The organism is Asticcacaulis sp. YBE204 (assembly GCF_000495855.1).
Taxonomy (GTDB): Bacteria; Pseudomonadota; Alphaproteobacteria; order Caulobacterales; family Caulobacteraceae; genus Asticcacaulis.
Genome location: NZ_AWGF01000008.1, coordinates 1 through 14,080 on the forward strand (window position 1 = coordinate 1; position 14,080 = coordinate 14,080).

12 protein-coding genes are annotated in these 14,080 nt (G+C 62.6%); 5 read left to right on the forward strand and 7 right to left on the reverse strand.

From position 1 onward, the window contains the following. The 3 genes from AEYBE204_RS30975 to AEYBE204_RS30985 all read left to right on the forward strand — a co-directional run. Positions 1-722, forward strand: a 722-nt coding sequence (locus tag AEYBE204_RS30975; RefSeq protein WP_023462429.1) for an aldehyde dehydrogenase family protein, incomplete at its 5' end; no start/stop codon positions are given. A gap of 135 nt (positions 723-857) precedes the next feature. Then, the gene (locus AEYBE204_RS30980; RefSeq protein WP_023462430.1) at positions 858-1,067 is read left to right on the forward strand and encodes a hypothetical protein; all 210 of its coding nucleotides are present in this window, start codon (positions 858-860) and stop codon (positions 1,065-1,067) included. A gap of 72 nt (positions 1,068-1,139) precedes the next feature. Then, positions 1,140-1,331, forward strand: coding sequence for a hypothetical protein (locus tag AEYBE204_RS30985; protein ID WP_023462431.1), 192 nt, complete (start codon positions 1,140-1,142; stop codon positions 1,329-1,331). A gap of 121 nt (positions 1,332-1,452) precedes the next feature. Here AEYBE204_RS30985 and AEYBE204_RS30990 read toward each other — a convergent pair whose 3' ends face one another. Together AEYBE204_RS30990 and AEYBE204_RS30995 are read right to left on the reverse strand one after the other, a co-directional pair. Next, the gene (locus AEYBE204_RS30990; RefSeq protein WP_023462432.1) at positions 1,453-2,751 is read right to left on the reverse strand and encodes a BNR repeat-containing protein; all 1,299 of its coding nucleotides are present in this window, start codon (positions 2,749-2,751) and stop codon (positions 1,453-1,455) included. Further along, on the reverse strand, positions 2,748-3,194 hold the full coding sequence (locus AEYBE204_RS30995) for a heme-binding protein (RefSeq protein ID WP_023462433.1): 447 nt from the start codon (positions 3,192-3,194) through the stop codon (positions 2,748-2,750). The genes AEYBE204_RS30990 and AEYBE204_RS30995 overlap by 4 nt, the downstream gene beginning before the upstream one ends. Before the next feature lie 119 nt (positions 3,195-3,313). Between AEYBE204_RS30995 and AEYBE204_RS40730 the strand changes: the two genes are divergently transcribed. After that, positions 3,314-3,565 (forward strand): hypothetical protein, encoded by a 252-nt coding sequence (locus AEYBE204_RS40730; protein WP_023462434.1) that lies wholly within the window; start codon positions 3,314-3,316, stop codon positions 3,563-3,565. Next, entirely contained in the window at positions 3,496-4,581 is a 1,086-nt protein-coding gene (locus tag AEYBE204_RS31000; RefSeq protein WP_200862183.1) for a DUF2264 domain-containing protein, read from the forward strand. The genes AEYBE204_RS40730 and AEYBE204_RS31000 overlap by 70 nt, the downstream gene beginning before the upstream one ends. On the opposite strand, the gene AEYBE204_RS31005 is transcribed toward AEYBE204_RS31000, so the two are convergent. The 5 genes from AEYBE204_RS31005 to AEYBE204_RS31025 form a co-directional block, all read right to left on the reverse strand. Beyond that, positions 4,578-5,792: a glycoside hydrolase family 105 protein gene (locus tag AEYBE204_RS31005; RefSeq protein ID WP_023462436.1), complete on the reverse strand. Its 1,215-nt coding sequence runs from the start codon at positions 5,790-5,792 to the stop codon at positions 4,578-4,580. The two genes, AEYBE204_RS31000 and AEYBE204_RS31005, sit on opposite strands and share 4 nt — an antisense overlap. 9 nt (positions 5,793-5,801) lie before the next feature. Next, complete coding sequence (gene kduI / locus AEYBE204_RS31010) at positions 5,802-6,650, reverse strand: 5-dehydro-4-deoxy-D-glucuronate isomerase (RefSeq protein WP_023462437.1); 849 nt, start codon at positions 6,648-6,650, stop codon at positions 5,802-5,804. Between the two features lie 212 nt (positions 6,651-6,862). After that, positions 6,863-9,217 carry a glycoside hydrolase N-terminal domain-containing protein gene (locus tag AEYBE204_RS31015; protein WP_052019432.1) on the reverse strand — a complete coding sequence of 785 codons (2,355 nt, stop codon included), beginning with the start codon at positions 9,215-9,217 and terminating at the stop codon, positions 6,863-6,865. A gap of 11 nt (positions 9,218-9,228) precedes the next feature. After that, entirely contained in the window at positions 9,229-12,315 is a 3,087-nt protein-coding gene (locus AEYBE204_RS31020) for a sugar-binding domain-containing protein (RefSeq protein ID WP_023462439.1), read from the reverse strand. Continuing rightward, positions 12,315-13,925, reverse strand: a complete 1,611-nt coding sequence (locus AEYBE204_RS31025) for a pectate lyase (protein ID WP_023462440.1) — start codon at positions 13,923-13,925, stop codon at positions 12,315-12,317. The genes AEYBE204_RS31020 and AEYBE204_RS31025 overlap by 1 nt, the downstream gene beginning before the upstream one ends. Positions 13,926-14,080: the final 155 nt, after the last annotated feature.

The window sequence follows — 14,080 nt, forward strand, 5'->3', positions numbered from 1 at the left end:
TGAACGCCATGATCGTTGACTCGACCGCCCTGCCGGAACAGGTGGTCAATGACGTCGTCACCTCGGCCTTCCGTTCGGCGGGTCAGCGCTGTTCGGCCCTGCGTCTGCTGATCGTGCAGGAAGATGTGGCCGATACGATCCTGCATATGCTGAAAGGCGCGATGGACGCCCTGACGCTGGGCGACACCGCCGACATCCGCACCGATGTCGGCCCGGTCATCGACGAGGCTTCGCGCGATAAGCTCATGGCCTATCGCGACCGCATGAAGGCCCAGTGGCTGCATACGGTAGAGGCACCGCAAACCGGTCTGTTCGTGCCACCGACAGCCATCCGTCTGTCGGGTATCGAAGACCTGACGCAGGAATGGTTCGGCCCGATCCTGCACGTCGTGACGTGGAAAGCCGGTGAGCTTGAGGACGTGGTCAGCCGCATCAATGCGCGCGGCTACGGCCTGACCATGGGGCTACATTCGCGCGTCGCCGAGACCGCCGAACGGGTCAAGGCGTTGGCCAAGGTCGGCAATCTCTACGTCAACCGTTCGATGATCGGCGCGGTCGTCGGCTCGCAACCCTTCGGCGGTGAAGGCCTGTCCGGCACCGGCCCAAAAGCCGGTGGCCCGCACTATCTCCTGCGTTTCGCCAATGAACGCACGGTGTCGGTGGATACGACCTCGGCGGGCGGTAATGCCAGCCTGCTGTCGCTGGCCGAAACCGACGTTTGAGGTTTAAAAGGGCGCGGATAGCTACCAGATATCCGCGCCCTTTAAGGTCGATTTGAAAAAGATCAAAATAAGAACATTTCAATCTTGACTTATCCCCAACGCGAGAACAATATAAGAACAATTGCGGAGGCGGTCATGGGAAAACTATACGACGGAGCGTGGGTCATCGTGGCGGGGCAGCCTCTGGCGCTTCAGGCCATCGAGCGACTGCGCGGCATTTTCTCGGTCGCCGGGGAACTTTATCGTGAGGACGGGCGGCCTTTGCCCAAGCTTTTCAAAGTGCCCGCGATTCAGATGGTGCTCGATGCCGACTGGGCGCGCGAAAACGGCTTGATCGCGCACTAAAATTGGCGTCTTTAGGAGGATAGTAATCCCCGTACCGTAGGGTACGCGTCTCAGCCACAGTTCGGAAACCTCATGCCCGCCGCTCCCTTTATCGCTGCCAACGATAACCGCTCGCCGGAAGCCGAACTGATCGAGCAGACCATCGCCGAATACGAGGCCGAAGGTCATACCAAGGAACAGGCCATGGCCGATCTGCGCCACGCCATCCTTGCGCTGCGTCGCAACGGCCTGCGCTCCGCCCGCGCCATGAAGGGCATGGAGTAACTTCAAATACCTCCCCACTTGTGGGGAGGGGGACCGCACGACGCGCGTAAGCGCTAGATGCGGTGGTGGGGGCCTTAACTACTGAAGCCACCCCGCCAATTCATATAAGCGCGTTCTTTGGTTATTTCTTATACACGAACAGCTTCAAATCCGTCGGGGCCGGAATAGCCTCCAGCGGACGGTCGCGGTTCGGGGCTTTCGCGGCCCAGCCCAGACGATAGACCGTCCCATCCGCCGCTGTCGTTTCCGCCACATTGATCAGCATATCGGCAGACACACCCAGCTTACCGCGCAAGGTTTCGGCGACGCTTTCGACCGGTCGTTCAGCCACTAATTTCAAGGTCGTCGCATCGATTTCAAACTCTATCGGCTGGCCCAGCCGCACCACCGGCACGATCAGCCTGCCCGCTGCGCCCGGCCGCACACCCTCGACGAACAGTTCCGAATTAAGCGAGCCGGTGCCCTTGAAATCCCAGCGGTAATTCATCCACGCGCTGACCTGCGCCGTTTTCCAGCCCTTGTCGTAGCGCGCGACCCAGATCTGCGTGTTCCCGGCGGCATCGTACTTGTGATAGGTGATCATCACCCGCCCGCGATCGTCGAAACCGACGACAGTATTATTGTTGATCATCCCGCCTTTGACCGGTACCGGATCGACGATTTCGGCATCTTTCAACCGGATCGGCAGAGGCAGCGGCGTCCCGTCGGCGCGTTCCCAATGGATCAGGTCGCGGCTGCGCGCATAGCTGAGGTCGTGATTGGTCTCGGCCTGCGGCGAGTCACGCCACACCCAGGCGATATGGAAATAACCGTCGGCACCCTGTACCGGACCCATGAAATAGGCGTTCATCCGCCCTTCGCCATCGACCAGCGGCGCGTCGGTCAGGGCGCGCCAGCTCTGCGTCGCCTCGTCATAGATCGTGTAGATTTCGTTGCCGCGCCCGCTCGACCCGTCGCGGTACTTCAAAATCAACCGCCCTTCGGCATTCTTGAGAAAGATCGGATAGGTCATGGCCTGCTCGCGCGCGGCAGTAATCAGCACCGGCACACGTTTCAACGTCCGGACGTCGCCACCGGGATCGCTGCGGAAATAGGTCAATGGATCGACGTGCATATTGGCCGCCACATGCACCGCCCCCGCATTATCGACGGCCACAGCGATCAGGTTATGGCTGTCCCAGCCGAGCCAGGTATCGACCTTATGATAGACCCAGTGCGCCGGATTGTTCAGCGGCCTTTGTGCCACGGTCAGTTGCCGGTTGGCGTCGTAATAGGCGACGTAAAGATGGGTTTTCGTCGTCGTCACGGCGAATTTGACCCCGTGGCCCGACCACACCTTGTCAATCGCTTCGGGCACCGGCGTTTGCGCGGCGGCGGGTCCGGCCAAGAGCAACAGGATCGCCAGAACCAGCGCCTTCATTTCAGCGGGAACTTCTGAGCGGCCTCGCGCACGCACTGATCCGCCGTGGTGTGGGGTACGTCGCCGATAGCCAGCCCCCCGGCCAGAACCTCGCCGCGATATAACGGAATCGATCCGGCATGGGCGTTATACAGATCGGGTTTCGAGGCGATGAGCGCGGCGAATGCGGGATCGCTCTTTTCGCGCGGCTCCATCTCTGAGCCGGGCGCCTTGAACGCCACCGCCGTAGCGGCCTTGCGCGGGGCGGCAACCGGGGCCTTCGTAGCGCCATCGGCCCTGAGCGTCACCTTGACCACGCCTTGCGTATCGACCACGCTGACGCTGGCGGCAAAGCCCTTCGCCTGACATATATCGGCGGCGGCGGTCGCCAGATCGAGCGATTCTTTAAGCGTAACATCCGGCGCGGCGGCAAGGGCCAGCGCCAAGGCAAACGAGAGGGTCATGGGCATTTCCTTTATATATGATGATTGCCTAGCACAGGTTTTCACCGACAGATAGGGTCCGGGCTTGCTATCCTTATATTCGGGATGGCAATATGAAATAATAAAACAGGAGAGGGGTTATGTCCGCATCCCGGCGCGTCTTTTTCAAATCGATGGCGGCCCTGAGCGTTGCCGCGCCGTTGAGCGCCACCGCCGCGCCGGTCGTCACCGGTGCGCAGGATCGCGCCTATTGGGTCGGCGTCATGGATCGTATCGCGCGCCCGGTCCTCAGCCATCTGGCGGCCATACCCTGCGTCAGGCCATGCCGGTCGAGCAAAAACCCAGGGCCGGACGCGAAAAATACAGCCATCTCGAAGCCTTCGGGCGGCTGATGTGCGGTATCGCGCCGTGGCTGGCGCTCACCGGCCTGAGCGGTCCGGAACTTAAGCTCCAACAACAATATATCGCGTGGTCGCACACGGCGCTCGACAATGCGACGCGACCCGGATCGCCGGATTTTTTGAACTTCAACGACGGCGGTCAGGCACTGGTCGACGCAGCCTTTCTGGCGCAGGGCCTGCTGCGCGCGCCTGACGTTTTGTGGACGCCCCTGCCCGATCGCGTCAAGACGCAACTCATCGACGCCTTCGTTGCCTCGCGCAAGGCCAGCGACCCCAAGACCAGCAACTGGGTGATGTTCGCGGCCATGGTCGAGGCCTTTCTGCTGCACGCCGGACAGGCAACCGTCCCCAGCCGTCTGGAGGCCAATCTCCGCCTGATGCTCGGCTGGTATCTCGGCGACGGGGCCTATGGCGACGGGGAATTTTACCACCACGACTATTACAACGCCTTGGTCATTCAGCCGATGCTGGTCGATGTGCTGGGGGTGCTCAAGGCCCATGATCCGCGCTTTACCCCCGCCTATGATCAGGTGCTGACGCGCTCGACGCGTTACGCCGCCGTGCAGGAACGGACGATCGCGCCGGACGGCAGCTTTCCGCCGCTGGGGCGGTCGCTGACCTATCGGTTCGGCGCGCTGCAAACCCTGGCCCAGATGGCGTGGATGGATAAACTTCCCGCTGAAATCACCCCGGCGCAGGTCCGATGCGCCCTCACGGCGACAATCCGCCGCCTAATCGAAGCCAAGGGGACGTTCGACGCCAAGGGCTGGCTGACCATCGGCTTTGCCGGTCATCAGCCGGGTCTGGGCGAGCCCTATATTTCGACCGGCAGCCTGTATCTCTGCGCGGCAGGGATGTTGCCGTTGGGCCTGCCGCCCGCGCACGCCTTCTGGAGCGCGGCCGCCGCGCCGTGGAGCAGCCAGACAGTCTGGGGCGGGGTCGATCAACCCGCCGATCACGCCCTCAAGGACGTGCGGCAGGTCGAGGTGCCGGACCTGAAACCTTAGCGCTTCTTCTTGACCACCGGCTTGTCGAGATCGAGGTCGGCCACCGCCGTCGCCGCCAGCACGAACGCGCCCACGCCGTAGAACTGCGTGTCGTCCCAACCGACGCTGTCCGGACGGTCGGACACCTGTTGCACATAGCCCAGCCGTCCGTCGGCATGGACCGACCGCGCCAGCGCGGCCCAGCCCTTGCGGATAGAGGGCTCGTAGGCCTTGCGGTCGAGGATACCGGCCTTGACGCCCCAGGCGAGCGCGTAGGTATAGAACCCGGTGCCGCTCGATTCCGGTAACGCGGTCTTGGGATCGGCGAGCAGTGACGGCGCCCAGTAGCCGTCGGCCTTCTGGATCGCCTTGATCTTGGCCGCCATCTGTTTGAACACGCCGACCATATAGGCGCGGTCCGGGTCACCTTCGGGCAACAGGGCGATCATGCGCGCCAGACCGGCCAGCACCCAGCCGTCGCCGCGGCTCCAGAAGACCTTTTCGCCGTTCGGACCCCGCCGGTCGAAAAAGCGCGAGTCGCGGTAATAGAGGTGTTCGTCCTTGTCGAAGAGATATTCGGTTACCGCGCGGAACTCCGACTTGGCGAAGGCCGCGTATTTCGGGTCGCCGGTGACCTTCGACATCTCAAGCCACGCCGCCGGGGCCATGAAGATGGCATCGGCCCAGCACCAGCGTGTGTCGCAGCCGGCCCCGCCGGGCGCGGTATATTCGCCGTGCTTCAAATCGACCGTCGAGGGTGCGGCGAGGATCTTGTCGAAGCTGTCGCGCATGGGTTTCAGGGCCACTTCGCCGTCGCCGTGGCGCGCCGCCCAGAAATAGGACTGACCGATGACGTGATCGTCGGCGTGGTAGAGGCGCGGCCCCAGCGCCCAGCCATTGGCCTTGCCGCGTGCACGGATCAATTGCCCGTAGATCGGCGCGTCCGAACGGTCGGCCAGATCGATCAGGCTGACGAAGAACGCCCCCTGAACCCAGCCCGTCGGATTGCCCATTTCCTTTTTGAACTGCAAATCGCCACCCGCCATGGCGGCGATCTGGTAGTCGGCGGCTTTTTCCGCCAGAGCGATGACGCGTTTGCGGTCGAAAGGGATGGCGTTGGCGGCCACGGCCCGTGCCGTCTCAGGTACAGGTGCTGGCGTTTGCGCCGAGGCCTGAGACGCGGTCAGAACCGCGAAGCAGAAGATCGTCGATTTGAGGAGGCGCAATGTCATGGGATTCCCTTAGCAAAGCTGGCAGATATCGAGCACGTCCATATCGTCGTAGTCGAGGTTTTCACCGCCCATCGCCCAGATGAAGGCATAGCTCGACGTCGCCGCGCCCATATGCACCGACCACGGCGGGCAGATGACCGCTTCCTCGTTCTGCACGACGATTTCGCGCGTCTTGTCGGGTTGTCCCATGAAGTGGAAAGCCCGGTCGTTTTCGCCCAGCTGGAAATAAAAATAGGCTTCCGAGCGGCGGTCGTGCAGGTGCGGCGGCATGGTATTCCACACATTGCCGGACTTGAGAATCGTCAGCCCCATCAGAAGCTGCGCCGAAGCACAGACACCCGGCACGACCAGTTGATAGATGATCCGGGCGTTGGAGCTGAGCTGATCGCCGCGCTCCAGCGGTACGGCGGTGGCGGTCGACAGGGCTTGCGTCGGATAGGCGGCATGCGCCGGGGTCGAGGCCAGATAAAAGCGCGCGGGCGTGGCGGCATCGTCGCTTCTGAATGCAACCTCGCCCGCCCCACGACCGATATAGAGCGCGTCGAGCGGGCCGAGCGGGTAGTCCGTGCCGTCGACCGTGATGACGCCTGCGCCCTGACCGATATTGACGACGCCCATTTCGCGCGCATGCAGATAGGGCGCGCCTTTGGCCGAGGCCGGTTCGTCGTGGACCGGCAGGCGCACGACGCCTGTGACCGGAGCCGCGCCGCCGATGACCAGACGCTCCTGATGCAGGTAGTTCAGCACGACCTGATCCGCAACGAACAGCCCGTCGATCAGATACCGGTCGCGCAGGTCAGCATTGGAGGCCCCGGCCATACCGTCAGGATGCGTTGCGTAATAGGTCTTTCGGTACATTCAGAGTCCCTGACTAAGGCCGCTCTGCGGGCGGCTTCAAGCGCATTCCGAAACGAAGTTCGGCGAAGCCAAGTGTGCAGCGATTTTGGCTACGCCGAACTTCGTTTCGGATGTAAATGCGCGAGTTATAGCCTCGACCTTAGCGGAACTGTGCGAACAGACCTAGACAATTATCTCATAATTAGGTGTCGAATCCACGATTTTTGAGACGATTATACCCGGACCAACGCCTTGCCGTCGTAACGGAACGTTGCCGCCTCGCCCTTTTTCAACGCCAGAGGCAGGGTCGCCTGACCGAAGACCAGAATCACCTTTTCGCCCAGCGCGCTGGTGACGGTCACCTTTTCCGGCGTCATATCCTTCCAGTGCAGATCGACGGTGAAACCCGCGCGCGCCCTGAGACCGGTCACCTTGCCTTGCGGCCATGCCGTCGGCAGGGCCGGCAGCAGGATGATCTCGTCATTATAGGATTGCAGCAGCATCTCGGTCATGCCCGACGTGCCGCCGAAATTGCCGTCGATCTGGAACGGCGGGTGGGCGTCGAACATGTTGGGATAGGTGCGCTCCGGCCCCAGCAGCAGCCCAAGGATGCTGTGCGTCCGGTCGCCCTGCCCCAGCCGCGCCCACAGATTGATCCGCCACGCAATCGCCCAGCCGGTCGACAGGTCGCCGCGAATCTCCAGCGATTTGCGCGCGGCGGCGGCCAGTTCGGGCGTGCCGCGCGGCGTGATCTGGGTCGAGGGATAAAGGCCGTACAGGTGCGAGACGTGGCGGTGATGGATATCCGCCGCCTCCATGTCCCAGTCTTCCTGCCATTCCTGAAGCTGACCGGCCTTGCCGATCTTGTTGGGGGCCAGCTTGCCGCGCAGATCGGCGACCTCCTTGCGGAAAGCCTTGTCGGTGTTCAGGATTTCCGAGGCTTTGATGGTGTTGGCGAACAGGTCGCGGATGATCTGCATGTCCATGGTCGGTCCGGCGCAGATCGAGGTGCCAAACGGGTGGCGCGCCTCGGGCGACATCGACGGACAGGTGACCATGTAACCGGTGTGCGGGTCCTTCACCAGCGTATCGACGAAGAACAGCGAGGCCCCGCGCAGGATCGGATAGATTTCCTTGAGATAGGCCTTGTCGCGCCCGTAGTCGTAACGATCCCACAGGTGCAGACATAGCCATGCCCCACCCGACGGCCACATGCCGTAGAAGCCCTTGTCGATCGGTGCGGTCGCCCGCCACAGGTCGGTATTGTGGTGGGTGACCCAGCCGCGCGCATTATATTGCACCTTGGCCGTCACCGCGCCGGTTTCGGAAATATCCTTGACCATCGCAATCAAAGGCTCGACCAGCTCCGGCAGGGCCGTCGGCTCGGCGGGCCAGTAGTTCATCTCGGTATTGATATTGATCGTATATTTGCCGCCCCACGGGGCGTTGAGCTTCTCGTTCCACAGCCCTTGCAGATTGGCGGGCTGCGTTCCGGGCCGCGAACAGCCGATCAGCAGGTAACGCCCGTACTGATAATAGAGCGCGGCCAGCGCCGGGTCGTTCTGTTTTTGCGACAGCAGCACGCGTTCGTTGGTCGGCAGATCGGCGAATTCGGTGCGGCCGAAATCGACGCTGACCCGCCCGAACAGCGCCTGATGGTCGGCGATATGCGCGCTCAGAAGCGCGTCATAGGCCTTGACCGAGGCCACCGCCAGTTGCGCTTTGGTAATTGCGGTGGGGTCGCCGGAGACGTCCTTGTACGACTTGTAATTGGTGGCGGCCGCCATAAACACCGTGACCGAATCCGCGCCCGACACCATCACCTCGTCGAGGCCGGTGGATTGTGTGCCGCCCTGCGCCAGCACTTTCACGCGGCTCTCGAAGCGCAGCGCGCCGTCCTTGCCGTTGTGCGGCCCGTTCTTGCCCTTGAGGACGATGTCCTGCGGGCCTTCGACGGTCACCCCAGCGATCTGCGGCGTCTCGAAACCCAGTTGCAGCGAGACCTTGCCCGGCTTGTCCGCGGTGATGCGCGTGACCAGCACCTGATCGGGCGCCGAAATAAAGGTCTCGCGTTTGTAGGTGACGCCATCCTGACGATAGGTGACGGTCGAAACGGCGCGATTGAGGTCAAGCTCGCGCCGGTAACCGCTGGCATTGGTCGACGGACCGAAGGTCAGGAGCATTTCGCCAATCGTCTGGTACGAGACCTGCCGGTTCGGCGTGCCAAGGAACTTGTTATGGATCAGGGTTTCGGCATCCAGATACTTGCCGTCGAAGATCAGCTTGCGGATTTCCGGCAGGGCGATCAGGCCCTCCGGATTGGCCGGCTGATACGGGGCACCGGCATAGATGGTGTCTTCGTTCAGTTGCAGACGCTCGCGCGCCACGCCGCCGAAGACCATGGCCCCCAGACGCCCGTTGCCGAGCGGCAGGGCCTCGGTCCATTCGACTGCCGGGGCCTTGTACCACAGCTTCAGATCGTCGTTCGAAAACGGTTTGGTTTGCGCTTTAGCGGGCAGGCTGACGCCGGACAGGGCCGCAAAAGCCACGGCGGTTTTCAGCGCGTCGCGTCGGTTAAGCTTCATCATGACGGGTTCCATTAAGAGGCAAGCCAGTTCAGGGCGTTGATCAGGAAGCGTTTTTGCAGCGGGGCGACCATGTCGGGCAAGCGCTGAACCAGCACCTTCATGCCGTCGCGCTGCGCGGTGAAGGTCGCCGCGCCATTGTGGCGGTCGTGGTCGCGGCTATAGGCGGCGATGACCTCAAGCCCCTGCCCGTCGATGATCAGGCCGTTCGACGGCTGGCCTTCGATCTGATGGAAGACGCTGGTCGCCTGATCGGCGGGGATGCCGTCGAAAATGGCGTGGGCGCGCAGATAGTTCCAGTTGCCCATCCACGGCGCGCGCAGATTGCCGACCTGACCCTTATAGTCGAACAGACCCAGCGCCGAGAGTTGCTTCGCCACGCCGTCGGCCAGACCGTCTTCGGGCACATAGGCCAGCAGCGGCGTGCCGGATTTCACGGCGTCGAGCACCTCAGTCGGCAGGTCGCCGAGGATTAGCTTGGGCTTTTCACCGGCCTTGGGCTGGGCTTCGAGGCCGGTCTGCTCTCCCACCTGACGCTTGGCGATTTCGTCGGCCTTGAGGCCCGAAGCGATGATGGCGTCGTACTTGGTCTTAGGCTTGACGTCTTCGAAGGTGACGCCCTCGATCTTCGCCAGTTGATCGCGGAAGGACTTCGCCACGCCCGACAGGCCGATCTTCAGCGCCTTCTTGAAGGCTGGCTTTGTATCCACGACCCATATCTCGCGCACGAAGGCCGGATAGCCCTTCAGCTCAAGCTGGATCTTGTTGAGGCCCGGCTGCGTCAGGGCCGGGATCGTCACCTTTTCGGCCAGCAGATAGCTGAACTGATCCGCAGTATGCTTCGGCGCGTCGTAGGTGGCGATCTCGACGGCCTTGTTATCCGGCGTGATCAGCGACAGCTTCAGTTGCCCCGACACCGGCTCGCTGGTGTCGTTGAGCAGATAGATATCGACCTCGGCCGTTTCACCCAGCGCATAGGCCAGCTTGCGTTGCTTGGCGACCGGACGCACCGGCAGCAGGCTGTTTTTCAGCAGGTCGGGATTGGCCTTGAAATAGCGCAGATTGTCGACGATGCCCGAATGGTTCTCGATTGCCGTCGTCTCCCAGCCGGAAATCGCCGCGATATCGGTTTCGTCGCCGATGCGGATGTTTTCGAGATAGTTCTGCCACGCATCGTAGGCCTTGCGCCCGACCGACAGGAACAGGCTCTCGGTCGTCGGGAAGGCCTTGCGGAAGCCCCATTTGTCGAGGTAGGTCGCGGTGTTCTGGATGATGACGGTGTGGTCTTCGAGGTCGTAGGACTTGCCGCCCGACGCCTTGATGTCGGCAACCATCTTCACGTGGTTGTCGGCAACGGCGCAGCCCTGCATTTCACCGAATTCGACGATGAACGGCTTGCCGGTCTGATAGTGGATATACTTGTCCTTGTTCTCGTAGAACTTGTCGTACCACTGATCGCCGGCGCCCTGATGGTTGACCCACCAGCCGCCCCACTGTTCCTTGTCCGAGCGGTAATAGTGGTCGTCATAGGCTAGGTACATGGCCTGCGCCGCGCCACGCGCCACGAAGCCGTCATTGAGGATTACCGTGCGCGACGGGTCTTCGTCGTGAATGGCCTTGAGGATGGTCTGCACATCCGGGTTTTCCAGATTGGCCCCGATCTCGTTTTGCAGGGTGTAGTGCGCCAGCGACGGGTGCGAACGGAAGGTGCGCGCCATGATGCGGCATTTTTCGACCATGAAGTCCCGGCTGAACGTATCGGCCGCATTCAGGGTTTCGCCGGGTTTCAGGTCCTTGCCGATGCCGTGGCGACCGCCGCCGGGCTCCATCACCCGCATCAGGCCCAGTTCGTCCTGCGCCGTGAAGACGTCGTGCTTGCCGACATTGCGGTGGGCGTGCAGCGTGTTGAGGCCCAGATCCTGCGCCGCCTCGACCTCGCGCCGCGACAGGGCCTTGGTCGGCCACATACCGTTATAGCCCCAGTAACCCCACGAAATCGCCGAATAAAGCTTGATGCGTTTGCCATTGAGGCGCAGCAGGGCGTTGGTCCCGATCCCTTCGACGGCGAACCAGCGGAAGCCGAAACGGACCTCCTTGACCGAAGCGTCCTTGCCTGCGGGCCACGCAAAGCGCAGACGGTAGAGGTTGCGGCTTTTCAGGTCCCACAGCTTGGCGTCGGCGGCGGTGAGCGTGAATTTCACCTTGGCCAGACCGTCCTTGATCTCAAGGCTGTCGAGCTTGATGGCGGCCTTTTGCGGGGCACCATTGTCGTCGAGCAGGGTCACGGTCGGCTTGCCGGTCTTGACGCCAGCGGCGACGCGGACCTGCATATGGGCGGTGACGGTGCGCGCCTGCGGCGTATTGAGCACCCAGGCGTCTTCGATATGGGCGGTCAGGGGGTGGACGCTGAGCGACAGGCCGCGATCCATGCCGCCGAAGCCGTGCGAAGCGAACAGCTTCAGCTTGCCCCACATCATGGTCGTCGAGTCGCGCCAGTCGTAACGGCCGCCGGGATTGGTGATGCGGATAGCCAGACGGTTGGGTCCCGTCGTCATCGCGCCCGAGAGGTCGCAGTCGATCGGCTGTTCCGACATGATCGAATAGCCGACCAGCTTTTCGTTGAGGAAGACCTCGGCCCGCAGACGCGCCCCACGGATGTGCAGCAGGACGCGCTTGCCCTTGGCGGAGGCGGGAATATCGATCGAGCGGAACCACCACGACACGCCGCGATAGGCGCCGTTCTGCGGCACGGCGTCGTCTTCGGCATATCGGTATTCGTCGCCCGTATAGGGGCGCAGACCGTACTTACCCCAGAAATACTGCTCGACCGTGGCAGGCAAAGTCACCGTCACGTCGGGTTTCAGTGACGCCCAGCCACCGGTCGGCGGATTGATCGGCAGCTTGGCCAGATCGACCTGCGACGGCAGGTAGATGACGTCGTCCTTATAGGGGGCCTTGTCGTCGATCCAGATACCCCAGCCCTCGTCGGGAATGTCGATGCGGTTGGCTTGAGGGGCTACGGCTTGCGCCGTCACCGGAAGGGCGGTCAATGCCGCGCCGGTTACCGACGCACCCAGAAATCCTCTGCGATCCAGTTTCATTAGCCGTTCCTCTTATTTTGGCCTGCTGTTGCCGCCGACGCGTCCAGATACTGGATCAGGCGGCTCATATTGTTGATATAGGTGCCGGTCGAAATGCCCATGACCGGGTCCTTGATGGTGTAGGGCGAGGTATCGCGCGCATCGATCGACTGCCCGCTGGCGGTTTTCGACGGCGGCATCTTCGCGGCTTCCGCGTCCGGATGATAGATGTTGCTGGTGGCGTTGAGCGGCGTCGGCCAGTAGCCTTCGGCGTTCAGCCCCGCGACCAGATCGGCGACGGGTTTGGCCGTGGTCTCACTGATGTTCAGGTCCGACCCGCGTACCTCGCGTACGACGAAATAACGATTCAGCGGCTTGCCGGATTTGGTGAACAGCGGCGAATCCTTCGTCACCTCGGCCTTGGGCAGGGCCTTGAGTGCGGCCAGTTCGCGACGCTGACGGGCGACGTCGAGTCGTCGGTTGAACCACGACCCGCCGCGCGGTTCGTAGCTGATCGCGTTGGTCTGGTCGCCGCTCCAGGTGCCGCCGCCCTTGAGATAGAGGGGCCGGTTCGTCCCGACCTCGATAAAGGTCGGGTGCGTAAAGCCGTCCACCCGACGCTCTTTGGCCAGGGTCATGGCGTCGAGCCAGTCGAGCGCCTCATCCAGCCGCGCCAGATATTTCGTGTCGCCGGTCCAGCGGTAGAATTTCATCATCTGACCGATACAGGCCGCCGTGGTGTGGGTGGCCAGAGACGGCGGCTCGGACGAACGCGCCCCGGCCGGTCTGAGGTCGGTCGTATATTGCAGCGCCCAGCCCGGTTGCGGCGCGCCCTGCTGCGCCAGAATGAAGACGCCCATGCCACGCATCAGTGGCTCCAGCACGCGCTGCTCGCCGAGCGCCTGATAGATCAGCATCAGGAAGTTGGTATTGTTGATGGCCACTTCGTCGTTGAAGGTGATGTTGGCCGTATAGTCCGGCAGACCACCGTTCGAATATTCCCGATTGATGGGAAACCGCTGCGGCCAGCCGCCGACGGCGTACTGACTGTCGATGACAAAATCGACGACCTTTTCCAGCGGCGCGCGGTATTTCGGATCGCGCTTTTCCAGATAGAGCCGGAGCAGAAACTCACCCGAATCGATGGTGCCGCCGTCGTCGAAGGTGGCATTGCCGTAATAGTGGCGCATCTCTTCAAGGCGTTTGCCGTGCGAGCCGATCGTCTCGTACCAGTCCTTGAGCGACGCTTCGCCGGCAAAATCAATCATGTAGTGCCAGCCGCCAGACGGATGCTGCCCCCAGATCAGGGCGCCCGCCACGTCCTCGGCGGCCTTGTAATATTGCTCATCGCCGGTCGCATGATAGGCGTCGAGAAACAGGTGCCCCATGCCCGGCGTACCGGGGGCCTGCACCCAGATCATGGTCGGCTTGGCCTCCATCTCGCCCCAGCGGCGCGAAAAATCGGGCAGGTACGACCAGACGTAACCGCCATTGACGGCGACCTTATCGGTCATGAAGCGCGTGGCGCGCGACATGGTCCCCAGCACCTTGTCGCGCGACGGCGCGGCGGCCAGGGCCGGGGCGGCGAGGCTGGCGGCGGTCGCCGTCAGGAGGAATTCGCGCCGTCTCATGCGCCCGCCCCGATCCAGCTACGGTCGGGGAAGACAGCTTCGAGCCGCCACTTCGCGGCCTGTTCGGCGGTCAGTTTCTTGGCCCAGAAGACGCGCTGGCTCATATTGCCGTGCGGTCCGCTGGAATTATATTCGGAAAAAGCCGCCGTGGTGTA